Source organism: Rhodococcus sp. Chr-9 (assembly GCF_000801125.1).
GTDB lineage: Bacteria > Actinomycetota > Actinomycetes > Mycobacteriales > Mycobacteriaceae > Rhodococcus > Rhodococcus pyridinivorans.
The window spans coordinates 26,562-48,653 of sequence record NZ_JTIZ01000140.1; the positions used below are offsets into that span (position 1 = coordinate 26,562).

20 protein-coding genes and 1 tRNA gene are annotated in these 22,092 nt (G+C 69.1%); 7 read left to right on the plus strand and 14 right to left on the minus strand.

Features of this window, described 5'->3' with window-relative positions:
* Positions 1–74: 74 nt before the first annotated feature.
* Positions 75–150: transfer RNA gene (locus QR64_RS24625), tRNA-Arg, on the plus strand.
* Positions 151–217: 67 nt separating this feature from the next.
* On the opposite strand, the gene QR64_RS24630 is transcribed toward QR64_RS24625, so the two are convergent.
* The 6 genes from QR64_RS24630 to QR64_RS24655 all read right to left on the minus strand — a co-directional run bounded on the left by QR64_RS24630 (position 218) and on the right by QR64_RS24655 (position 6,576).
* Positions 218–580 carry a nuclear transport factor 2 family protein gene (locus QR64_RS24630; protein WP_039587738.1) on the minus strand — a complete coding sequence of 121 codons (363 nt, stop codon included), beginning with the start codon at positions 578–580 and terminating at the stop codon, positions 218–220.
* On the minus strand, positions 577–1,575 hold the full coding sequence (locus tag QR64_RS24635) for an MBL fold metallo-hydrolase (protein WP_039587739.1): 999 nt from the start codon (positions 1,573–1,575) through the stop codon (positions 577–579). The genes QR64_RS24630 and QR64_RS24635 overlap by 4 nt, the downstream gene beginning before the upstream one ends.
* A 52-nt stretch (positions 1,576–1,627) precedes the next feature.
* Positions 1,628–2,755, minus strand: a complete 1,128-nt coding sequence (locus QR64_RS24640; protein WP_039587741.1) for a 3'(2'),5'-bisphosphate nucleotidase CysQ — start codon at positions 2,753–2,755, stop codon at positions 1,628–1,630.
* A complete protein-coding gene (cysC, locus tag QR64_RS24645) occupies positions 2,752–4,587 on the minus strand; it encodes an adenylyl-sulfate kinase (RefSeq protein WP_039587743.1) in 1,836 nt (611 codons plus the stop codon). The genes QR64_RS24640 and cysC overlap by 4 nt, the downstream gene beginning before the upstream one ends.
* Entirely contained in the window at positions 4,587–5,519 is a 933-nt protein-coding gene (gene cysD / locus QR64_RS24650) for a sulfate adenylyltransferase subunit CysD (protein ID WP_039587744.1), read from the minus strand. Before cysD ends, cysC begins: the two co-directional genes overlap by 1 nt.
* A gap of 115 nt (positions 5,520–5,634) precedes the next feature.
* Complete coding sequence (locus QR64_RS24655) at positions 5,635–6,576, minus strand: IclR family transcriptional regulator (RefSeq protein ID WP_039587745.1); 942 nt, start codon at positions 6,574–6,576, stop codon at positions 5,635–5,637.
* 82 nt (positions 6,577–6,658) lie between these two features.
* On the opposite strand from QR64_RS24655, the gene QR64_RS24660 reads away from it, so the two are divergent.
* The 4 genes from QR64_RS24660 to QR64_RS24675 all read left to right on the plus strand — a co-directional run bounded on the left by QR64_RS24660 (position 6,659) and on the right by QR64_RS24675 (position 10,374).
* On the plus strand, positions 6,659–7,825 hold the full coding sequence (locus QR64_RS24660) for a DUF1214 domain-containing protein (RefSeq protein ID WP_039587746.1): 1,167 nt from the start codon (positions 6,659–6,661) through the stop codon (positions 7,823–7,825).
* Positions 7,822–8,613: an SDR family oxidoreductase gene (locus QR64_RS24665; protein ID WP_024103690.1), complete on the plus strand. Its 792-nt coding sequence runs from the start codon at positions 7,822–7,824 to the stop codon at positions 8,611–8,613. Before QR64_RS24660 ends, QR64_RS24665 begins: the two co-directional genes overlap by 4 nt.
* A 12-nt stretch (positions 8,614–8,625) precedes the next feature.
* Positions 8,626–9,774, plus strand: a complete 1,149-nt coding sequence (locus QR64_RS24670; RefSeq protein WP_039587747.1) for a sulfotransferase family protein — start codon at positions 8,626–8,628, stop codon at positions 9,772–9,774.
* A 72-nt stretch (positions 9,775–9,846) separates the two neighbouring features.
* Positions 9,847–10,374 carry a MarR family winged helix-turn-helix transcriptional regulator gene (locus QR64_RS24675; RefSeq protein ID WP_039587748.1) on the plus strand — a complete coding sequence of 176 codons (528 nt, stop codon included), beginning with the start codon at positions 9,847–9,849 and terminating at the stop codon, positions 10,372–10,374.
* 76 nt (positions 10,375–10,450) lie between these two features.
* On the opposite strand, the gene QR64_RS24680 is transcribed toward QR64_RS24675, so the two are convergent.
* The 8 genes from QR64_RS24680 to QR64_RS24715 form a co-directional block, all read right to left on the minus strand.
* The gene (locus QR64_RS24680; protein WP_006552563.1) at positions 10,451–11,227 is read right to left on the minus strand and encodes an enoyl-CoA hydratase; all 777 of its coding nucleotides are present in this window, start codon (positions 11,225–11,227) and stop codon (positions 10,451–10,453) included.
* Positions 11,224–12,132: a 3-hydroxyisobutyrate dehydrogenase gene (gene mmsB / locus QR64_RS24685; protein ID WP_039587750.1), complete on the minus strand. Its 909-nt coding sequence runs from the start codon at positions 12,130–12,132 to the stop codon at positions 11,224–11,226. The genes QR64_RS24680 and mmsB overlap by 4 nt, the downstream gene beginning before the upstream one ends.
* Entirely contained in the window at positions 12,129–13,193 is a 1,065-nt protein-coding gene (locus QR64_RS24690; RefSeq protein WP_019288955.1) for an enoyl-CoA hydratase/isomerase family protein, read from the minus strand. The genes mmsB and QR64_RS24690 overlap by 4 nt, the downstream gene beginning before the upstream one ends.
* A complete protein-coding gene (locus QR64_RS24695) occupies positions 13,190–14,344 on the minus strand; it encodes an acyl-CoA dehydrogenase family protein (protein ID WP_033097990.1) in 1,155 nt (384 codons plus the stop codon). The genes QR64_RS24690 and QR64_RS24695 overlap by 4 nt, the downstream gene beginning before the upstream one ends.
* Positions 14,345–14,355: 11 nt before the next feature.
* A complete protein-coding gene (locus QR64_RS24700) occupies positions 14,356–15,888 on the minus strand; it encodes a CoA-acylating methylmalonate-semialdehyde dehydrogenase (RefSeq protein WP_006552559.1) in 1,533 nt (510 codons plus the stop codon).
* A 191-nt stretch (positions 15,889–16,079) separates the two neighbouring features.
* Positions 16,080–16,631: a DUF1360 domain-containing protein gene (locus QR64_RS24705; RefSeq protein WP_039587751.1), complete on the minus strand. Its 552-nt coding sequence runs from the start codon at positions 16,629–16,631 to the stop codon at positions 16,080–16,082.
* Between the two features lie 108 nt (positions 16,632–16,739).
* Positions 16,740–17,510 carry an SWIM zinc finger family protein gene (locus QR64_RS24710; protein ID WP_006552557.1) on the minus strand — a complete coding sequence of 257 codons (771 nt, stop codon included), beginning with the start codon at positions 17,508–17,510 and terminating at the stop codon, positions 16,740–16,742.
* A complete protein-coding gene (locus tag QR64_RS24715) occupies positions 17,511–20,318 on the minus strand; it encodes a DEAD/DEAH box helicase (RefSeq protein ID WP_039587790.1) in 2,808 nt (935 codons plus the stop codon). It lies immediately after the preceding gene.
* Between the two features lie 49 nt (positions 20,319–20,367).
* On the opposite strand from QR64_RS24715, the gene QR64_RS24720 reads away from it, so the two are divergent.
* Together QR64_RS24720 and QR64_RS24725 are read left to right on the plus strand one after the other, a co-directional pair.
* Positions 20,368–21,291, plus strand: a complete 924-nt coding sequence (locus QR64_RS24720) for an NADP-dependent oxidoreductase (protein ID WP_039587752.1) — start codon at positions 20,368–20,370, stop codon at positions 21,289–21,291.
* A gap of 70 nt (positions 21,292–21,361) precedes the next feature.
* Positions 21,362–22,033: an HNH endonuclease family protein gene (locus QR64_RS24725; protein WP_006552554.1), complete on the plus strand. Its 672-nt coding sequence runs from the start codon at positions 21,362–21,364 to the stop codon at positions 22,031–22,033.
* Positions 22,034–22,092: the final 59 nt, after the last annotated feature.

A 22,092-nucleotide genomic window follows, 5' to 3' on the forward strand; every position in this document is an offset into this window, starting at 1 on the left:
ACCTGGCGATGTGGAGTTGAGCGCTCGATGCGCTAGGCTAACTCCCGCACCTCCGGTCATCCGGTGGTCCGGATGCCCTCGTAGCTCAGGGGATAGAGCGCTTGCCTCCGGAGCAAGAAGTCGCAGGTTCGAATCCTGCCGAGGGCACCACGAAGGCCCCGCTTCTCACGAAGCGGGGCCTTCGGTGTTCCAGGGGCCTTCGGTGTCCCAGAGCCGGTCAGTTTCCGGTGGTGAAGGGTGTGGGATCGAAGTAGTCGCGGCAGGCCGCGATCTTCCCGTCGACGATCTCGAAGACGCCCGTGACGGGCAGCTCGATCGTCCGGCCGTTCATCGTGAACACATCGGTGCGTTCGTTGAGCACGACGTTGCCGGAGACCGCCTGGTGGTGGATGCGGTAGTCGATGGCCCCGAAGGACGTCACGAAGCCCGCGATGTACTCCTCGATCGCCGCGCGGCCGCGGATCGGTTCCATCGGGATGTTGTGGAAGACCGCATCCTCGGCGAAGAAGGCCGCGAGCTCGGCAGGATCGGGATCGGCCCAGCGACGGCAGAACTCGGTGACCAGCTCGTCGGGACTCATCGGGTCTGCACGCGCGCGAAGCGGGCGGGTTCCGCACCGGGCACGCGACGGACCCGTCCCCGCTCGATGAGCTGCCGGACGTGCGCCGAGCCCTCTGCGAGCGCCATCCTCTTGCCGTGCAAGGGGGTCTCGTCCCACCGCCGGTACCAGCGCATGCGGGCGGTGGCCTCCCACAGCGTGAGTTCCTCGTCGCCGAACGCGTCGTAGAGATCGTCGAGGCGCTGGTCGTGGTGGGCGATCAATTCGCCGACGCGGTTCGGCAGGTCGTCGATCTGCCGCCGGTGCGCGGGCAGTGCGCGTCGCACGGGCAGGCCGGCGACCGCGCGCAGCGAGTCGAGGTACTCCCCCAGCGCGTCGCGTTGCGGCAGAGGGAAATCGAACTCGCCGACGTGCGGGGTCGTGGTCGCGAGGACGTGGTCGCCGCTGAACAGCACGCCGTGTTTCTCGAGCAGGAAACACGCGTGGCCAGCGGTGTGGCCGGGGGTCAGCACGGTGCGCAGGGATCGTCCCGTCAGCGGGATCGTCTCGTCGGCACCGAGTTTGCGGTCGGGCAGCGCGTCGGGACGGCCGACCGCCGGTACGAGGGTGGCCAGCGACTCCTCGATCGCGTCCTCGGGTGCCCCTGCGCGGCGCAGCAGTTCGGCTTCCTGGGGACGGCGATCGTCGTCGGAGAGCATGACCTCGAGGTGGGCGAAGTCGGCCTCGTTCATCGCGACCCAGCACCCGGAGGCCTCCCGGATGCGTCCGGTGAGCCCGACGTGGTCGGGATGGAAGTGGGTGACCACCACGCCCTCGACGTCGGTGACCGACAGGCCCGCCGTGGCCAGGCCGTCCTGCAGCGCCGCCCACGACCGGTCGTCGTTCCAGCCGACGTCGACGAGGACGACGCCACGCGGGGATTCCATCACGTAGACCTGGGTGTCGCCGACCGGCAGGTCCGCCACCGGGACGGGAACGACGTGGATGCCGTCCCCGATATCACGCGCTTCGGCCATGGTGATGCCTCTCGATCATGATGACTTTCGTTCGAAAGCTACAACAATGAATTCAACTATTACCCTGCGCGGGCTCGATGATCGCCACGATCGATCGGATCTCCCCCGCCGGGATGTCGAAGTGCTCGGTCACCGCGACCGACGTCTCGGCGCCCGGACCTGCTGCGATGTCCAGGACGAACCGCGCGACGACACTGTGGTGCCATTCGCGGAACTGCAGGTCGCGGACGCGGCGGATGTGCCGGTATTCCGGGCCGTTCTCGAGGCGGTCGCGGATCTCGATGCCGCTGTCGCCGGTGCGTTCCCCGTTCTCGACCCGCCAGGCGTCCTCGGCGAGCCGGACGTGGGACGCGTCGTGGCTGACCAGGGATCGGATGTATGCGCGTGCCATCGCGGCGCGGGGGCTGTCGGTCGGCCCGGTGGCGTGCGCGGCCAGCGCGGACATCACCTCCGGTGCCCAGTCTGCGCGGCAGATCACGAGGTCGGGCAGATACGGGTGCGGCCGGTTGTATTCGAGTTCGCTGCCGTCGATCCGCGCGCAGTGCAGACCCGCAGCGCGCGCGACCGCGACCGGCGCCGCCGAATCCCACTCCCACTGACCTCCGGCGTGGATGTAGGCGTCGGCCTCCCCGCGGACCACCGCCATGGCCTTGGCACCGGCCGACCCCATCCGGATCAGATCGGCACCGAGATCGCGGGCCAGATCGAAGACGAAGGCGGGCGGCCTGCTCCCGCTGATGACGATGCGGGGGCGACGGCGGGCCGGCCGCGGCGCCGGGACCGGATCTGCGGTGCTGTGGACGACGCCGATCGCCGGTTGCGCGACCGCGGCGGCGGTGAGCCCTCGTCCTGCCTCCCAGAGCGCGATGTGGACCGCCCAGTCGACATGGTCGGGCATCCCGTACTCCTTCGACCCGTCGAGCGGGTCGATGATCCAGACGCGGTCGGCGCCGACCCGGGCCGGATCGTCCGCGGATTCCTCCGAGAGCACCGCGTCGCCGGGCCGCGCGGTCGCCAGCCGTTCGAGGATGTAGGTGTTGGCGGCGTGGTCGCCGCGCCGGCCCAGCTCGCGGCCGGTAAGGGCATCCGATTCGATGGCGCGGACCGTGAGCAGCAGTTCACCTGCGCCGGAAGCCGTCTCGGCCGCGAGCCGAGCGTCGTCGCTGTTGTCGTGCGTCATGGCCTCAACAATTCCACGACGAGGCCCGCCTGCACGGCAGGCGTGCCGTCGTGGGGGCGCACGACCAGCTCGGGATCGGACGGTGGTTCGTAGGGATCATCGACGCCGGTGAAACCGGTGATCTCACCGGCACGTGCCCGCGCGTACATGCCCTTCGGGTCGCGGGCCTCGCAGTCGGCGAGCGGCGTATCGACGAAGACCTCGACGAACCGGATCCCGGACTCCTCGTGCTGCCGGCGGATGCGGTCGCGGTCCTGACGGTAGGGACTGATGAGCGCGCAGATCGCGACGAGTCCGGCGTCGGCCATCAGCTGTGCGACCGCACCGACGCGGCGGACGTTCTCCGCGCGGTCCTCCGGACCGAAGCCGAGGTCGGCGTTGAGGCCGTGCCGGAGGTTGTCGCCGTCGAGGCGGTAGGCGGGGATGCCCTCGGCGAGCAGTCGTCGTTCGAGTTCGACGGCGAGGGTGGACTTGCCGGAGGCGGACAGCCCGGTGAGCCATACCGTCGCCCCGGCCGTCCCCCGTTCGGGCCGTGAGACCGCCGCCGAGTGCCAGACCACCGCCGTGTCGGCGAGTGTCGGGCCGGTGATCGTTCCGGCCGCGACGGTGTTGCCGGTGCGTTCGTCGACGAGCACGAAGCTTCCGGTGGTGCGGTTGCGCCGGTAGGGGTCGAACAGCAGCGGCTGTTGCGTCCACAATTGCACGCGGCCGATCTCGTTGAGACCGAGCGTCGTCGCGGCCTCGTCGCGGTGCAGGCTGTTGACGTCGAGGCGGTAGTCCAGCCGCGCGACCCGCGCGGTGGTCGAGCGCGTGGTGTGCAGCAGGGCGTAGCGGGCGTCCGGATCGAGGGCGGAGCGTTCGTCGAACCAGCACACCATGGCGTCGATCTCGTGGCCGACGAGCGGACGATTGTTGGGGCGGCACAGCATGTCGCCGCGTCCGACGTCGAGGTCGTCCTCGAGTTCGACGCACACCGCCGCACCGGCGAAGGCGTGCTCGAGTTCCGTCCCGCCCGGCCCCCACAACGTTCGCACCCGCGTTCCGAAACCGGAAGGGAGAACGACCACCTCATCGCCGGGCGCGAATCCGCCGGCGGCGACCGTCCCGGCGTAGCCGCGGAAGTCGCGGTGCTCACCCTCGCCCGGCCGGATGACGTACTGCACGGGCAGTCGGGCATCGATGAGGTTGGTGTCCGACGCGATGTGGACCTGTTCGAGATGGTGCAGCAGCGAAGTCCCCTCGTACCACGGCATGTTCGCGGTGCGGGAGACGACGTTGTCGCCGTGCAGGGCGGAGACGGGAACGAAGGCGAGGTCGGGCATGTCGAGCTTCGCCGCGAGATTCCGGAACTCGTCGCAGATCTCGTCGAACCGGCTCTGCGACCAGTCCACCAGGTCCATCTTGTTGATGCACAGCACCACGTGCCGCACCCCGAGCAGCGACGCGAGAAAGGCGTGCCGGCGGGTCTGCTCGACGATGCCGTTGCGGGCGTCGACGAGGACGAGTGCCAGGTCTGCGGTGGACGCCCCGGTGACCATGTTGCGCGTGTACTGCTCGTGACCGGGAGTGTCGGCGATGACGAATGTTCTGTGCGCCGTGGCGAAATAGCGATAGGCGACGTCGATCGTGATGCCCTGTTCGCGTTCGGCGCGCAGGCCGTCGGTGAGCAGCGCGAGATCGGCGCGGTCGGCGCCGCGGTCGAGGCTCGTGCGGGTCACCGCCTCGAGTTGGTCCTCGAAGACGGCCTTCGAGTCGAACAGCAATCGGCCGATGAGCGTGGACTTGCCGTCGTCGACGCTGCCGGCGGTGGCGATGCGCAGCAGGGGGGACATCAGAAATAGCCTTCCCTCTTGCGGTCTTCCATTCCGGCGTCGGAGATCCGGTCGTCCGCCCGCGTGGCGCCGCGTTCGGTGACCCTGCTGGCGGAGACCTCGGTGACCACCTCGTCCGCGGTGGTGGCGGCGGATTCGACGCAGCCGGTGCACGTCGCGTCACCGACGGTGCGGAACCGGACGAGGCTCTCGCGCGGAGTCTCCCCGGGGAGGAGGGTAAGAAAACGGTTGTGCGCGAGCAGCATTCCGTCGCGCTCGATCACCGGTCGCCGGTGGGCGTAGTACAGGGACGGCAGGTCGACGCCCTCGTCGCGGATGTAGCGCCAGATGTCGAGTTCGGTCCAGTTGGACAGCGGGAAGACCCGCATGTGTTCGCCGCGGCGGTGCCGGCCGTTGTACAGCTGCCACAGTTCGGGTCGCTGCGCCTTCGGGTCCCACTGCCCGAACTCGTCGCGCAGGCTGAAGACGCGTTCCTTCGCGCGGGCCTTCTCCTCGTCGCGACGAGCACCCCCGAAGACGGCGTCGAATCCCCCTTCCCGCAACGCGCGCAGGAGGGTTCCGGTCTGCAGCCGGTTGCGGGTCGCGTGCGGTCCGTCGTCCTCGACGGCACGCCCGGCATCGATGTCGTCCTGCACCGAGGCGACGATCGACCGGATCCCCAGGCGCTCGACGGTGCGGTCGCGGAAGTCGATCACCTCGTCGAAGTTGTGCCCGGTGTCGATGTGCAGGACGGGGAACGGCAGCGGCGCCGGCCAGAACGCCTTGGCCGCGAGGTGGAGCATCACCGCGGAGTCCTTACCACCCGAGAACAGCAGGACGGGACGGGAGAAGGTCGCGGCGACCTCGCGGAAGATGTGCACGGACTCGGCTTCGAGCGCACCGAGCAGCGAAAGTTCGTAGGTCGGTGGTCGTTGCGGTGGCACCGTGGTCACTCGCGCCCCTCTCACCCGGCTCGGTACACATGTGTACCGATGCGGTCGAAGATTACTCCGCAACAGTAGAACGAGTTTCAATTCCAGGTCAACGGGTGGTCTCCGCAGCCCTCCGTCAGCGCGGTGGCCGGTGTCCGCCTAGATCTGCGGTGATCGCATCCGCGACCGCCACGAGCGCCGCGGCGTACCGTTCGATCCCGGCGGCGTCCACCTCCCGCTCGAGGTGCAGCGTGAGCACGAGCGACTGGTGGCCGTCGGGATCGTAGGCCGGGGCGGCCACGAGGTTGACCGCCCGCTTCTCCCCCGCGGCGAAGGCGTCGGGCAGCAGCACGCGCTCGCCGGGGCTGGCCACGAGTTCCGCCAGCATCTCCCTCATCTCGGGCGCGAGGTCGTGCGAGACCACTCCCGCCATGAGCGCGTACAGGCGACGGCCGCCGGGAGTGAGGGACTCGGCCAGATAACCTGTCCGGCGACATTCGGTGACGATCCGCCACAGCTCGTCGCGGTCGACGGTCACGGGCAGGGTCGGCTCTCGCCGCAGCCACTGTTCGATGCGCTCGTCGGTGTCCCACAGCACGTACATCAGCCCCACCGGGGGCGCGAAGGGGTACACCTCCCCCACGCGTGCCGCCGCGGCCGTGCCGTGGCCACCGATGACGTCGAGCACCGCGATCCGGTCGCCGACGACCGCCGACGCAGAGCACATCACGGCGAACTCCTCGGAGAGGGCGGCGAGATGCCGGTGGGCGACCGGCCCGGACGCGAAGCCGCGCTGGGCTGCGCGTCCCGCGACGATCAGTGCCGGCCCGAGACCGTAGGTCTTGTCGACGGGGTCGCGGATCAGATAACCCGCGTCGGCGAGCACGGTGAGGATGCCCAAGCAGGTGGGCTTGCTCAGATCGAGTTCGCGCGCCAGTTCCGACAGTCCGAACCGGACGCCGGGTCGCGCGACGAGGTGGTCGAGGACCTGCACGACGCGTTCCGTGGGCGGCGACCGGCGGGCGGCTCCCGCCCCGGCGGGCGGCTTCCCGAGTGTCTCGGTCTCGCGACGAGCCATTGACCCTCCCTGGAACACGTTCTACTCTCGGCGCAACGGAAGACTACCGCAGCGGTACATATTTGGACCACAGGAGATCGTAGTGCTCACCGATCCGCTCACCGCGGCGATAGCCGAGGCCGAGAAGCTCGTCGCCACAGCCCCGCACATCCGCACCGAACAGGACCTCGTCGAGGGATACGGATATCTGGCGGGCGGGATCTCGGCGTGCATCCACGCCACCTTCGCGTACAGCCGATCCCATCCGGTCTTCGTCACCGGCACCGGCCCCTACGCGAAGATGGGCCTCGACAATCCCGACACCCTGTACTGGGGCGCATCGATCCGCGACGACGCCGAGTACGTCGTCACCGGGCGCCGCGGCACGACCTGCGATCTCAGTTTCCAGGTGCTGGCCGGCAACTACACCGACGCCGAGGTGCCCGGCAACGTCACGGCCTTCGACGACCGCGCGTTGACCATCGCCGACGACGGCACCTTCCAGGTGCGGTTCGGACCCGGCCCACGAGACCCGGAACGTAACTACTTCCCGCTCGCGCCCGGCTCGTCGCAGCTCGTGGTCCGCGAGGTCTACAGCGACTGGACGCAGCGCCGCGGCATGCTGAGCATCCACCGGCTCGACAGTCTCGGCACCCCGGCACCCGAACCCACCCACCAGGACGCGGTCACCCGTTACGAACGCGCCGGTCGCGCACTGGTCTCGCGGGTGAAGACCTGGCTGCAGTTCCCCGAGTGGTTCTACCTGAAGCTGCCGGTGAACACGGTCACCGAGCCGCGCCGCACCCCAGGTGGTCTCGACACGCAGTACTCATCCGTCGGGCACTACGAACTCGGCGACGACGAGGCGATGGTCCTGACCCTCCCGGCGAGCGACGCGCCCTATCTGGGCTTCCAGATCGGCAGCCTCTGGTACATCTCCCTGGACTACATCCACCACCAGACCTCCCTGAACAACAGTCAGGCGCAGGTCGATCCCGACGGGATGGTCCGGATCGTGGTCTCGGCCCGCGATCCGGGGCTGACCAATTGGGTCGAGACCCTCGGCCGCAGCCGCGGGATCCTGCAGTTCCGCTGGCAGCGCCTCGATCGCGAACTCACCGCAGCCGACGGCCCGACCGCCGAGGTGGTGCCGTTCGACCGGCTCTCCGAGGTCCTGCCCTTCCACGATTCGAACCGCATCACTCCCGAGGCCTGGGCGCAGCGCATCGCGGACCGTCAGCGGGGCGTCGCCGATCGGATGCTCGCATGAGCGCGGCAGCGGGACTGCTCCGCGACCGCGTCGTCGTGATCTCCGGTGTCGGCCCGGGACTGGGGCGCACCCTCGCGCTGCGGTGCGCCGAACAAGGCGCCGACGTGGTGCTCGCCGCCCGGACCCGGGAGCGGCTCGAGAAGGTTGCAGCGGAAGTCGAGAGCACGGGCCGCCGGGCCCTGGTCGTGCCCACCGACATCACCGACGACGAGTCCGCCGCCGCCCTTGTCGAGTCTGCGGTCTCGGAGTTCGGTGGTGTCGACGTGCTCGTCAACAACGCGTTCTCCGTTCCGTCGATGAAACTGTTGGCGCGCACCGACTTCCAGCAGATCCGGGACAGCGTGGAGCTCACCGTCCTCGGCGCGCTGCGGCTCACGCAGTTGTTCACCCCCGCCCTCGCCGAGTCGGCCGGCGCGGTGGTCAACATCAATTCGATGGTGCTGCGGCACTCCCAGGAACGTTACGGCAGTTACAAACTCGCGAAGTCGGCGTTGCTGGCGATGTCGCAGTCCCTGGCGACGGAACTCGGACCGCAGGGAATCCGGGTGAACTCCGTTGCACCGGGGTACATCTGGGGGCCGATCCTGCAGGGGTACTTCGAACACCAGGCGGGAAAGTACGGCACCACCGTCGAACAGATCTACGAGCACACCGCCGCCACCTCCGATCTGAAGCGTCTCCCGACAACCGAGGAAATCGCGGATGCGGTGATCTTCCTGGCCTCGCCGATGGCGTCGGCGATCACCGGCCAGTGCCTCGACGTCAACTGCGGCGAATACCACCACTGAACGGGAAAGCACATGAGCGAACGCACCACCGTCGGCACCGTCGAGGATCTGCACGCTTCCGCGACCCGCCTGACGGGCCTGACCGATCTCGGCGACGACGACTACCGTGACGGGCTCGAGGTCCTGCTCGAGTCGTATGCGCGGGACGAGAAGCTCACCCCGCTCGGCAGCAAGATGTCACGGGTCTTCCTGCGCGGCGCCCTCGTGGCGCGGTTGCTGTCGGAATCTGCCTGGTCTGCCCATCCCGAGCACGCGGACGTCCCGGTCACCCGGCCGATCTTCGTCACCGGCCTGCCCCGTACCGGCACGACGGCACTGCACCGCCTACTCGCCGCGGATCCCGCCCATCAGGGGCTCGAGATGTGGCTGACCGAGATGCCGCAACCGCGACCTCCTCGCGAGACCTGGGCGGAGAATCCCGTCTTCGCCGGGATCGAGGCCGGATTCGCACAGCACCACGTCGAGCATCCCGAATTCATGGGTGTGCACTACATGTCGGCCGCCGAGGTCGAGGAATGCTGGCAGTTGCTGCGCCAGTCGTTCCGCTCGATCTCCTACGAGTGCCTGGCCCACCTGCCCACCTATTCGCAGTGGCTCGCGGAGCAGGACTGGACCGCGGCCTATGCCCGGCACCGGAGGAATCTGCAGCTCATCGGACTGCCGGACGCCGACAAGCGTTGGGTGCTCAAGAATCCCAGTCATCTGTTCGCACTGGACGAACTGCTCACGGTGTATCCGGACGCGCTCGTCGTCGTCACCCATCGAGATCCGCGCACCGTGATCCCGTCGGTGTGCAGCCTCGCGGCGCAGGCCACAGAGGGATGGTCCGACGCGTTCGTCGGTGAGACGATCGGGCGCAGCCAGCTCGACCTCTGGGCACGGGGTTTCGATCATTTCACCGAGGTGCGCCGCCGGCACGATCCCGCCCGTTTCGTCGACGTGGACTACCGGGATTTCGTCGCCGATCCACTCGGCACCGTCGGCGGCCTGTACGACCGGTTCGGTCTGCCGTTCACCGCGGAGGCCGAACGCGCGATGGCCGACCTGCACGAAGAAAGCCGCAGCGGGGCAAGGAAACCCGCGCACCGGTACACGCTCGAGGAGTTCGGGCTGAGTGTGGGCGAGGTCGACGAACGTTTCCGCGACTACGCGTACCGCTGAACCCGGCAGGAAAGGCACCGGAAACCGGTGTGCCCTGGCTACCTGCGCGTTCGTCCGTGGGATGATGGAGGCATGCCCGCACCACTCCCCCTCGACCCCATCGCCGAAGCCCACCGCCAGTGGACCGCCCACGGCTGGGGCGAAGTCGCGGACGGCATGGCCGCGGTCACCTCGGTGATGCGGGCACAGCAGATCATGACGGCGCGGGTCGAGGAGGTGCTCAAGCCCTTCGGCCTGACCTTCGCCCGCTACGAACTGCTCACGCTGCTGCATTTCACCAGGTCGGGAGCATTGCCGATGGCGAAGGCCAGCGCGCGCCTGCAGGTGCACCCCACCAGCGTCACCAATGCCGTCGACCGGCTCGAGAAGGCCGGACTGGTCCGGCGTACCCCGCATCCGAGCGATCGACGGGCCACACTCATCGAACTCACCGACGAGGGACGGGCATTGGCGATCCAGGCGACGGAGAAGCTCAACACGGAGGTCTTCGCCCGGCCCGGCATTCCGGAGGAGCACATCGACACACTGCTGCGCATCATCGCGACGATGCGGCACGACGCCGGCGACTTCGACACCGGCGGTGCGCCTTCCAAGTGGTGAGGCGCGAGAGATTGCCGAGAAACGAGGAGGGCCGCCCCGTTCGGGGCGGCCCTTCGTCGTGTACGGGTGGTGCGGATCAGGCGTGCTTGAACTCCGGCGCGCGCTTCTCGACGAAGGCCGCCATGCCTTCCTTCTGGTCGGCGGTGGCGAACGTCGAATGGAACACGCGGCGCTCGAACTTCACGCCCTCGGCCAGCGTCGTCTCGAAGGACCGGTTGACGGCCTCCTTCGCCATGATCGCAACCGGCAGCGACATCGACGCGATGGTCGTCGCCGTCTCGAGCGCCACGTCGAACAGTTCGGCGGCGGGAACGATGCGCGAGACGAGTCCGGCGCGCTCGGCCTCCTCGGCGTCCATGTTGCGGCCGGTCAGGCACATGTCCATGGCCTTGGCCTTGCCCACGGCGCGGGTGAGACGCTGCGATCCGCCGATGCCCGGGATGACGCCGAGCTTGATCTCGGGCTGACCGAACTTGGCGGTGTCGGACGCGATGATGAAGTCGCACAGCATCGCCAGCTCGCAACCGCCACCGAGCGCGTAGCCCGACACCGCAGCGACGATCGGCTTGCGGACGGACGAGAGCCGATCCCACTGCGAGAACAGGTCTTCCGCGTAGACCTCGGCGAAGGTCTTCGGAGCCATCTCCTTGATGTCGGCGCCGGCGGCGAACGCCTTCTCCGAGCCGGTGAGCAGGATCGCACCGATCTCGTCGTCCGCGTCGAGTTCCTCGACGGCGGCGACGACCTCACGCATCAACTGGCTGTTGAGGGCGTTGAGCGCCTTCGGCCGGTTGAGGGTGACGATGCCGACGCGGCCTTTGCGGTCGAGCAGGATGGTCTCGAAATCGGTCACTGGCTGTCCTTCACGGTCGAGCGGTCTCGGATGTCGGCGATGATAGCGGAGAAGTCGAGTCCTCCACCACCCTCGGTGTTGAAACGATGGTAGAGCTCGGCTGCACGCAGTCCGAGTTCGGCCTCGACACCGTTGGCGCGCACCGCGTTCGCGGCCAGTCCGAGATCCTTGTCCATGAGCGCGGCCGCGAAGCCCGGCGTGTAGTCGTTGTTCGCGGGGGTGGTCGGGACGGGGCCCGGCACCGGGCAGTTGCTCGTCAGCGCCCAGCACTGACCGGACGCGTTGGACGCGACGTCGAACAGTGCCTGGTTGTCGAGGCCCAGCTTCTCACCGAGGACGAACGCCTCGCTGATGGCGATCATCGAGATGCCCAGGATCATGTTGTTGCAGATCTTCGCGGCTTGGCCGTTGCCCGACCCGCCGCAGTGGACGATCTTACGTCCCATGGCCTCGAGCAGCGGCTTCGCGGTGGCGAAGTCGTCCTCGCCGCCGCCGACCATGAACGCGAGGGTGCCTGCGGCGGCACCGGCGACACCGCCGGAGACCGGGGCGTCGACGGCACGGTGACCGGCCTTGCGTGCCTTCTCCGCCGCCGCGCGGGCATCGGCGACGTCGATGGTCGAGCTGTCGACGAACAACGTGTTCGCCTCGGCCGCAGGCAGGATCTCGTCGTACAGGTCGAGGACGAGCTTGCCGTTGGGCAGCATGGTGATCACGACCTGGGCGCCGCGCACCGCGTCGGTCGCGGTCTCGGCGACGGTGATGCCGTTCTTCGTGGCCTCTTCCTGCGCAGCGGGAACCGGGTCGTAACCGTTGACTGTGTACCCGGCGCGGACGAGGTTCGCGGCCATCGGCCCACCCATGTGTCCGAGGCCGAGGAAGGCGACGGTGGGAAGTTCACTCATCGGTCGTTCTCCTTGGAAGCGGCGAGCCCGAGTTCGAGATCGCCGAGCGGCTGGAAGTAGGCGTCGACGTCGGCCTCGGTGACATCGGCGAGGGTCGCCGGCGACCACTGCGGGTTGCGGTCCTTGTCGACGACCTGTGCGCGGATGCCCTCGACGAGGTCGTGCGACTTCAGCGAGGCGGTCGAGACCCGGAACTCCTCGTTCAGCACCTCTTCGAGGCTGCCGAGCTGCCGGGCGTGACGCAGCGAGCGGAGGGTCACCTTCAGCGCGACAGGCGATTTCGCGAGCACCTGGCCGGCGGTCTCCCGTGCCTCCGGAACATCGGAAGCCCGAAGGCGTTCGACGATCTCCTCGACGGTGTCGGCGGAGTACGCCGCGTCGATCCATTCGCGCTGCCCGAGCAGCGCCGATTCCGGTGCGGGCTGCGAGTATTCGGCGAGCGCGTCCTCGAGCGGGCCGGATTCGAGTGCGGCGACGAACTTGTCGAGCGAATCGGACGGCAGGTAGTGGTCGGCGAAGCCCAGGGTGACGGCGTCGCCGGCCTTCATCCGTCCGGTGGTCAGCGCGATGTGCGTGCCGATCTCGCCGGGGGTGCGCGAGAGCAGGTAGGTGCCGCCGACGTCGGGAACGAATCCGATTCCGGTCTCGGGCATCGCGATGCTCGAGCGTTCGGTGACGATCCGGACGTTGCCGTGCGCCGAGATCCCGACGCCGCCGCCCATGACGATGCCGTCCATGATCGCGATGTACGGCTTCGGGTAACGACCGATGGCGGCGTTGAGGATGTACTCGTCGCGCCAGAAGTCCTGCGATCCCGTGCCGCCGTCCTTGGCGTCGTGGTAGATCGAGACGATGTCGCCGCCAGCGCACAGGCCGCGCTCACCGGCACCGCGCACCAGCACAGCACGCACCGAATCGTCGTTCTCCCACGCGCTCAGGGCCTTCGACATCTCGAGGACCATGGCGTGGTTGAGGGCGTTGATGGCCTTGGGCCGGTTGAGCGTGATACGGCCGATGCCGTCCTTCACGTCGATGAGGATCTCGGGTTCCTGCCCGGTCATGCCACTCCGTTCTGCGCTGCGGCCACCACGCTCCGCGCGACGACCACCCGCATGATCTCGTTGGTTCCTTCCAGGATCTGATGCACGCGCAGGTCGCGGACGATCTTCTCGATCCCGTACTCGGCAAGGTAACCGTATCCGCCGTGCAACTGCAGCGCCTCGTTCGCGACCTCGAAACCGGTGTCGGTGGCGAAGCGCTTGGCCATCGCGCACAGCTCCACGACGTCGTCGGCGCCACGGTCGAGAGCGTCGGCGGCACGCCACAGCATCGTGCGTGCGGCCTCGAGTTCGATCCGCATGTCGGCGAGGCGGAACTGCAGCGCCTGCGAGTCGAGCAGCCGCTCGCCGAATGCCTTGCGCTCGGCGAGGTAGGCGACCGCCCGGTCGAGGGCGGTCTGGCCGCCGCCCACCGAGCACGCGGCGATGTTGATGCGGCCGCCGTTGAGGCCGTGCATGGCGATCCGGAAGCCGCCGCCCTCGGTGCCGAGGAGGTTCTCGGCGGGCACGCGGGCGCCGTCGAGGATGACCTGGCGGGTGGGCTGCGCGTTCCAGCCCATCTTCTTCTCGTTGGCGCCGAAGGACAGCCCGGTGGTGTCCTTCGGGACGATGAACGCCGAAATACCGCGGGCGCCGGTATCGCCGGTGCGGGCCATGACCACGTAGACGTCGGACGTGCCGGCCCCGGAGATGAACTGCTTGACTCCGGTGAGCACGTACTCGTCGCCGTCACGAACGGCCTTGGTGCTCAGGGCCGCCGCATCGGATCCGGCGCCCGGCTCGGTGAGGCAGTAGCTCGCGAGGTTCTCCATCGTGCAGAGCTTCGGGATCCACTGCTTGCGCTGGTCGTCGTTGCCGAACTTGTCGATCATCCACGTGACCATGTTGTGGATGGAGATGTAGGCGGCGATGGACGGGCAACCCTTCGCGAGCTCCTCGAAGATGCGGACGGAGTCGAGGCGTCGCAGCCCCGATCCGCCCACGTCCTCGCGGACGTAGATCCCGCCCATGCCCAGTTCGGCGGCCTTGCGCAGCACGTCCACGGGGAAGTGCTTGCTCTGGTCCCATTCGACCGCGTTCGGGGCCAGATATTCGGTGGCGAAGTCCCGGGCGGTGTCGCGGATCGCCCGGTCGTCGTCGGTGAGAACGAACATCGATGGACCGCCTAGTTCATCGTCGGGATGACGAAGTGGTCGGTGTCGGCCACGTGCGCACCCTCGATGTCGCCTTCCTTGACACCGGACGGCCAGCGCTGCGTGACCGTCTTGGTCTTGGTGTAGAAGCGGAAGGCGTCGGGGCCGTGCTGGTTGAGGTCGCCGAAGCCGGAGGCCTTCCAGCCGCCGAAGGTGTAGTACGCGATCGGGACGGGGATCGGGACGTTGATGCCGACCATGCCGACCTCGACGCGGGCCGCGAAGTCGCGGGCGGTGTCGCCGTCGCGGGTGAAGATCGCGACGCCGTTGCCGTACTCGTGCTCGGTGGGCAGGCGCAGGGCGTCCTCGTAGTCGCGCGCACGCACCACGGTGAGCACGGGGCCGAAGATCTCCTCCTTGTAGATGGACATCTCGGGGGTGACCTTGTCGAACAGGGTGGCGCCCGAGAAGAAGCCGTTCTCGTGGCCCTCGAGGACGAAGTCGCGGCCGTCGACGACCAGCTCGGCGCCTTCTTCGACGCCCTGGGCGATGTAGCCGTGCACGCGGTCGCGGGCGGCGGCGGTCACGAGCGGACCGAAGTCGGCCTTCTCGTCGAAGCTGGTGCCGATACGCAGTTCGGCGATGCGCTCGGTGAGCTTGGCGACGAGACGATCCGCGGTCTCCTCGCCCACGGGGACGGCGACGGACAGCGCCATGCAGCGCTCACCGGCCGAGCCGTAGGCGGCGCCGACGAGTGCGTCCGCGACCTGGTCGAGGTCGGCGTCGGGCATGACGATCGCGTGGTTCTTCGCACCACCGAAGCACTGTGCGCGCTTGCCGTTCTTCGCGGCCGTCTCGTAGATGTACTGCGCGATGGGAGTCGAGCCGACGAAGCCGATCGCCTTGATGCGCGGGTCGTCGAGCAGGTAGTCGACGGCGCTCTTGTCGCCGTTGACGACGTTGAACACACCGGCGGGCAGGCCGGCCTCGAGGAACAGCTCGGCCAGGCGGAGCGGCACCGAGGGGTCGCGCTCGGAAGGCTTGAGCACGAACGCGTTTCCGGCGGCGAGCGCCGGGCCGGCCTTCCACAGCGGGATCATGGCCGGGAAGTTGAACGGGGTGATCCCGGCGACGACGCCGAGGGGCTGACGCATCGAGTACACGTCGATTCCGCCGCCTGCGGACTCGGTGTACTCACCCTTGAGGAGGTGCGGGGCGCCGATCGCGACCTCGATCACCTCGAGGCCGCGCTGGATGTCGCCCTTCGCGTCGGGGACGGTCTTGCCGTGCTCGCTCGACAGCAGGTGGGCGAGCTCGTCCATGTTCTCCTGCACGAGGTACACGAACTTCATGAGGACGCGCACGCGCTTCTGCGGATTCCAGGACGCCCACACCTTCTGCGCCTCGGCGGCGTTGGCGATGACGGCGTCGACCTCGGAATCGGCCGCGAGCGGCACGCGGGCCTGGACCTCTCCGGTGTTGGGGGCGAAGACGTCGGCGAAGCGGCCGGAGGTGCCGGCGACGTGCTGCCCGCCGACGAAGTGGGTCAATTCTCGAACGCTCATGTCCGATCCCGTCCTTTACTGGTGTGCGATGACGTGGGGTGTGCGATTTCGGCACGAACGGGCCCAGGCCCGAAGTCTTCGCTCATCCTATAGTTGGAAGTCCACGTATGTCTACCGTCACACCGGACCGGATCGGCCGGCACCCTCACGCACGGTCGATGCGCGAGGGGCCGATGCTCGAGGGGCCGATATCAGCCCTCGGCGATCTGCTGCGCCTTCGCGTACGCCAGGTGCAGGAAGTCGGCTCCGGTCAGCGCCGCGAACGAACCCGCCACCAGACGCGTGAGATTCGGAGCGTAGACGCGGCCGAAGACCATCGCCGTCACCGTCCACAGGTCGAGGCAGAAGGGGCAGGCCAGCAGTTCCCCGACGGCGTGACGGACCCGCGACGACTTGCGGGGCTGCTCCATCACCTCGGCCGGACCACCGGGGCCGTCGAACTTCGTGAACGGTGCGCGGACGGGACTGGTCACCGCCGCCTTGCTCACGATCCGGGAGACCTTGTGGCTCGCGAGCGCGGTCACCACGAGATCGCCGGCATCGGGCTTCGGCATCGGCCGCCCGCGCTTTGCCGCGACGGCGCCGAGCGTGCCGACAGTGGTGAGGTACACGGACATGAGCACCGCATATCCACCGAGGGGTCGATCCTCCCCGTTCCGATAGGTGTCGGCCTCCTGCTGGACCGCATCGACCGCACGTTCGGCGTTCTCCCGCGCTGTCGACGATACTTCCGGAGTCCGCATGAATCCTCCACTCGTGGCATGTGCTGTCGGTGGCGCGACCGGAGCCGTCACCTTCACGGGCGGCATACCCCGGGGACGGACGACACAACCACCGGCGACCGATCGAGGTCAACGCATGCGGCGGTAGAGATCCTCGAGGTCGATGATCCCCCGGATCACCACGGCTTCGTCGGTTCCGCCGGCCCGCAACGCGCGGCGCAGCAGCATCGGATCGAGGTCCTCGAGCGCGGGACGGAACCGTTCCGTGGGCAGCTCGGACAACTCGGTGTCGTCGCCGTAGAAGTCCCGCGCCGCGGCCACCTCTTCGTCGGCGCCCGCATCGTCGACGCCGCCGATCAGCGTCGCGAGGTCCACCCCGCGCAGGGTCAGGACCGCGAACGGTTGGTCGTCGACGTGTTCTGCGAGCAGGTAGGCGACGGCCGCGGCGTGCTTGCAGGGCCACCCGTCGTCGGGGCAGGTGCAGTCGAAGTCGAGTTCACCCGCGCGTCGCGGGAGGAGGGCCGATCCGAGTTCCTCGGGAAGGATGCCCGCCGCAAGTCGCGCCAGCATGCCCGGCGACGAGCGGACGAGCGAGACGAGGTCTCCCACCGCCTCCTCGTCGAGCGTGCGCACCCGCACCGCCGAGGTGAAAGGGGTGAGTTGACTGCCCTGCACGTCGCCGACGGCCGCTCCGGGTTCGAGCCGCATGGAGATCACCTGGCCGGCGCGTGCATACGCACGGCCCCGCGTCAGTCGCCCCTTCTCGGCGACCTCCTCCATCGCCGAGATCAGTTCCTTCGACCACCAGCTGCGGCCGATCGAGCCCCGCTTGGTGCGCGCCTCGATACCGCCGTCGATCCGGCGGGCCGTGCCGTAGCGGCGTACGTTGCCCCGTGCCATCTAGTCCCCCACCGCGTCGTCGCCGAGGGTGAGCAGGGAGTGCAGCTGATCGGTGGACAGCTCGGTGATCCAGTTCTCCCCTGCCCCGACCACAATCTCGGCCAGTTCCTGCTTGCCGGTGAGCATCTCGTCGATACGCTCCTCCACCGTTCCCACACAGACGAGCTTGCGGACCTGGACGTCGCGGCGCTGCCCGATCCGGAACGCACGGTCGGTGGCCTGGTTCTCCACCGCCGGATTCCACCACCGGTCGAGATGCACGACGTGGTTGGCGGCGGTGAGGTTCAGTCCGGTGCCGCCCGCCTTGAGCGAGAGCACCATGATCGGCGGTCCGCCCTCGTTCTGGAAGCCGTCGACCATCGCGTCGCGCCGGCCCTTGGACACTCCCCCGTGCAGGAAGGGCACCGTCGTGGCGAACCGCTCCTCGAGATAGGGCACGACGAGCTCACCGAACTCGCGGAACTGCGTGAACAGCAACACCTTCTCGCCGTCGGCCAGCACCGACTCGACAATGTCCTCGACCAGGCCGAGTTTGCCCGAGCGGTGCCGTCCGCGACGCAGGACGGGCGAGCCGTCGCCCAGATAGTGCGCGGGGTGGTTGCACACCTGCTTGAGCCGGGTCAGCGCGGCGAGCACCGCGCCCTTGCGGGCCATGCCCTCCTTGTCCCGGATCCGGCGCATCATGTCGTCCACGACGGCCCGATACAGGGCGGCCTGCTCGGCCGTGAGGTTGGCGCGCACGGTCTGCTCGAACTTCTCGGGCAGATCGGAGATCACGTCGGGGTCGGTCTTGACGCGGCGCATCACGAACGGTGCGGACAGTGCCCGCAACCGTGCCGCGGCGACGGCGTCGTGGTCGCGCTCGATCGGCACCGCGAACCGGGCCCGGAAGGACGCCGCGGTGCCGAGCAGGGACGGATTCGCGAAGTCCAGGATCGCGCGCAGTTCCTCGAGCCGGTTCTCCACCGGTGTGCCGGTGAGCGCGATCCGGTGCGCCGCGGGCACGGCGCGCGTGGCGCGGGACTGCGCGGTCGCGGTGTTCTTCACGTGCTGGGCCTCGTCGAGGACCACGCGTTGCCAGGTCAGCGTCGCGAGCTGCGCGACGTCGCGGGCGGCGATGGCGTACGTCGTCACCACGAGATCGTGGTCGGCGGCAGCGGCGGCGAGCGCCGGTCCGCTCAGCCGCTGGGCGCCGTGATGGACGTGCACCCGCAGGTCGGGCACGAACCGTTCGGCCTCACGCTGCCAGTTGCCCACCACCGACATCGGGCAGACCAGCAGGGTCGGGGCGTTCCGCAGGCCCGACTCTCGTTCATGGGCGAGCAGCGCGAGCACCTGGATGGTCTTGCCCAGGCCCATGTCGTCGGCGAGCACGGCGCCGAGACCGAGCCGGCTCATGAACGCGAGCCAGTCGAGGCCGCGCTGCTGGTAGGGACGCAGTTCGGCGTTCAATCCCGCCGGCACGGGGACAGGCTCGGGGTGCGCCTGCCCGTCGAGCAGCATCTCGACCCAGCCGGAGGCGGAGATCTCGGTGACCTCCGCGGGCGGAGCATCGTCGCCGGTGAACTGGGCGAACAACGACCCGAGGGTCGCATCCTCGGCGGAATGCGCGGTGACGTACCGGGCCGCGCGGGCCAGCGCCTCGGCATCTGCCCGCACCCATTTGCCGCGCAGTTTGACCAGGTCGCTGTTGGCCGCGACGAGCTCTTCCATCTCCGACGGGGTGAGCAGCATGTCGCCGACGGCGAGCTGCCATTCGTACGAGACGATCGCGTTCATCCCGACGACGCTGTCGTCGGCGCTCACGGGGGCGACGGGTGACTCGACCTGCAGACGCAGGGACGGATCGACCCGGGTCCACGCGCGCGGTAGCAGCACCGCGATGCCTGCGGCGTCGAGCTCCCGGGCGCCGTGCTCGACGAGATCGACGACGACCGGGGTGGGCAGCAGAAGGTCGAGACTGTCGGGATCGCGGGGCACGTCCTGCAGGCGGGGATAGGCCTGGAGCGCGCTCCCGAGCTTGCGCACGCCGATCTGGAGCAGGTGCGGGTCGGTGTCCTCGACGGGCAGCGGCGTCGGGGACTGTCCCTCCGGACGCAGGCACACCTCGAGCCGCCAGATGGAGTCGGCTCCGACCCCGTCGTCGACGTCGTCCGGTTCGACGAGGCGCAGCACGAGGTCGGGTTCGTATCCGGCGAGGCTGGCACGCCATTCCTCGAGCGCATCGGCCATGCGCTGGGTGCCACGGGGATGGGGACTGCCCTCGGCCAGTGCAGCGACGAGGGGGTGCAGCGAGGTCGACGAGCCGTGGAGGGTGCGCACGATGGGGTCGGTCAGTTCGCGGCACAGATCGTCGAGGAGATCGACGGGCCGTCCGAGCTGTCGTTGCGCGGGAGACATCGCGGCCGCGAGTTCGGCGGACCAGGCCCGCGTCTTCTCGCCGCCGAGCAGGCGCCACCGCGCCCACCACTGCTTCTCGACACGCACGAGCTCCGGTGCGACGCGGCCGGCCTGCGCCCACCTCTCGATGCCACGGGCGACGTGCGCGAGATATCGCAGATCGCCGCCGACACCCCCGGGACGCCGCGGCATGTCCAGCAGAAGCTCGGCTGCGTCCGCCGGTGCGACCGCGACGGCGGGCAGCGTGCTCGGCTCGGTCTCCGTAGGGAAGGTGAGGGTGACGCGATGGCGGAACGGGCGGTCGATCCATCGGCGCAGCGCAGACGGCAGCGCGTCGGGATCGGGCTCTGCGGCGGGGTCCCACCACAGCATCAGGCCGGATCCCGGTGACCACAGCCCGTGCAACATGCCCACTATCGTGCCAGCCGCACCCGACCCCGATGGCAGGCTGGGTCCCATGGCACGCGCATACGGCTTCGTGGAGTACGGCGGTCCGGAGACACAGCAGCTGTTCGACACCCCCGTCCCACCGCCCGGTCCGGGGCAGCTCCTCGTGGCAGTCCGGGCCGCGGGCGTGAACCCCGCCGACTGGAAGGTGCGGTCCGGACGGCGCACAGGCAGCGTCACGGTGCACTTCCCGGCGGTCCTCGGCCGGGAGGTCGCCGGTGTGGTGGAGGCCGCCGGTCCGGACACCGGCTTCCGGCCGGGCGACGCCGTCTTCGGGGCCACCGCGGAGGGCTACGGCGGCTACGCCGAGTACACCCTCGTCGACGCGCGGGCTGCTGCGCTCGTGCCCGAGTCGGTGCCGTTCGAGGTGGCGGCCACCCTTCCGGTCGCGGCCGGAACGGCCTTCGACATCGTCGAGTATCTCGAGATCGTCGATGCGGACACCGTCCTCGTCCTGGGTGCCGGTGGTGGTGTCGGGTCGGCGACGACGCAGCTCGCGCACAACGCCGGGGCCGCCGTCCTCGGTGTGGCGAGTGCGGGGAAACGGGATCTCGTCGAATCGTGCGGCGGTCTGTGGATCGAGTCCGGTGACGGGTTCGACGCGCGGGTCGCGGCCACCGCGGAACGGTGCGGGGCGGTGACCGCGGTCGTCGACCTCGTCGGTGGCGACGTGCTCGAGCGGGCGGTCGCGCTGACGCGGGCACCGGAACGGGTCGTGAGTGTCGCCGATCCGGCACGCGCGGAGGAGCTGGGCGGTTCGGGAATCACGCGGCGACGGACCCGGGAGGTGTTCGAGCAGGTCGTGGCGCTCGTCGAGCGTGGTGTTCTGACGCCGCGCGTCGAGCGGACCTTTCCGCTCACCGAGGCCGGGGCTGCGCTGGAACTCGTCGAGTCCGGGCACGCCGGCGGGAAGATCGTCGTCACCGTGCCCTGAAGATCCTGTCGGCAGGGCATGTCAGGATCGCCGCGTGCGTGGGGGGAACGCGACGTGGTGGGTGGCGGCAGTGGTGGTCGCGGTGGCGGTGTCCTGGTTGTGGGACCGCACCGCGCCGGGGTCCGGGACGGTGCCGGGCAGCCCCACCCGAGCCGAGGTGCATCTCCTGCTCGAGCAGGTGACGGTGGTCGATCAGCGCCGGAAGGTTCCCGGCTATCAGCGGGGCTGCGGCGCGGGCGAGCGATGCGTGTTCGGTCCGGCCTGGTCCGACGACCATCCCGGGGCCGGGGGGCACGACGGTTGCGACACCCGCAACAACGTCCTCGCGCGCGACCTCACCTCCCCCACCTTCCGGGCCGGCACCGACGACTGTGTCGTGACGAGTGGGGTCCTGAACGATCCGTACACCGGTGCGCGCGTGGAGTTCCGGCGTGCCGAGGCGAACGCCGTGCACATCGATCACATCTATCCGCTCGCCGCGGCCTGGGATCTCGGTGCCGCCGCATGGCCCGCCGAACGTCGACTCCGGTTCGCGAACGACATCACCTACAACCTCGTCGCTGTCGACGGGCAGGCCAACCTCGACAAGCGCGACGGCACGCCGGCCCAGTGGCTGCCACCGGCTCCCGGTTACCGCTGCTGGTTCGCCGGCCGGTACCTGACCGTGGCGGTGCGCTACGCGTTGCCGATCACGGTCGACGACCACCGTGCCTTGGTGGGCGCGGCGGAGTCGTGCCCGTGACATCATCGCGACCAGCAGTCTCCCCGCCTGGCAGATACCGTTGACGGCGGAGATGACGA

Excerpts from the sequence above, each read along its gene's own strand:
- QR64_RS24630 (WP_039587738.1), bottom strand. The coding sequence starts at position 580 with ATGAGTCCCGACGAGCTGGTCACCGAGTTCTGCCGTCGCTGGGCCGAT.
- QR64_RS24635 (WP_039587739.1), bottom strand. The coding sequence starts at position 1,575 with ATGGCCGAAGCGCGTGATATCGGGGACGGCATCCACGTCGTTCCCGTC.
- QR64_RS24640 (WP_039587741.1), bottom strand. The coding sequence starts at position 2,755 with ATGACGCACGACAACAGCGACGACGCTCGGCTCGCGGCCGAGACGGCT.
- cysC (WP_039587743.1), bottom strand. The coding sequence starts at position 4,587 with ATGTCCCCCCTGCTGCGCATCGCCACCGCCGGCAGCGTCGACGACGGC.
- QR64_RS24655 (WP_039587745.1), bottom strand. The coding sequence starts at position 6,576 with ATGGCTCGTCGCGAGACCGAGACACTCGGGAAGCCGCCCGCCGGGGCG.
- QR64_RS24665 (WP_024103690.1), top strand. The coding sequence starts at position 7,822 with ATGAGCGCGGCAGCGGGACTGCTCCGCGACCGCGTCGTCGTGATCTCC.
- QR64_RS24670 (WP_039587747.1), top strand. The coding sequence starts at position 8,626 with ATGAGCGAACGCACCACCGTCGGCACCGTCGAGGATCTGCACGCTTCC.
- QR64_RS24675 (WP_039587748.1), top strand. The coding sequence starts at position 9,847 with ATGCCCGCACCACTCCCCCTCGACCCCATCGCCGAAGCCCACCGCCAG.
- mmsB (WP_039587750.1), bottom strand. The coding sequence starts at position 12,132 with ATGAGTGAACTTCCCACCGTCGCCTTCCTCGGCCTCGGACACATGGGT.
- QR64_RS24690 (WP_019288955.1), bottom strand. The coding sequence starts at position 13,193 with ATGACCGGGCAGGAACCCGAGATCCTCATCGACGTGAAGGACGGCATC.
- QR64_RS24695 (WP_033097990.1), bottom strand. The coding sequence starts at position 14,344 with ATGTTCGTTCTCACCGACGACGACCGGGCGATCCGCGACACCGCCCGG.
- QR64_RS24700 (WP_006552559.1), bottom strand. The coding sequence starts at position 15,888 with ATGAGCGTTCGAGAATTGACCCACTTCGTCGGCGGGCAGCACGTCGCC.
- QR64_RS24705 (WP_039587751.1), bottom strand. The coding sequence starts at position 16,631 with ATGCGGACTCCGGAAGTATCGTCGACAGCGCGGGAGAACGCCGAACGT.
- QR64_RS24710 (WP_006552557.1), bottom strand. The coding sequence starts at position 17,510 with ATGGCACGGGGCAACGTACGCCGCTACGGCACGGCCCGCCGGATCGAC.
- QR64_RS24715 (WP_039587790.1), bottom strand. The coding sequence starts at position 20,318 with ATGTTGCACGGGCTGTGGTCACCGGGATCCGGCCTGATGCTGTGGTGG.
- QR64_RS24720 (WP_039587752.1), top strand. The coding sequence starts at position 20,368 with ATGGCACGCGCATACGGCTTCGTGGAGTACGGCGGTCCGGAGACACAG.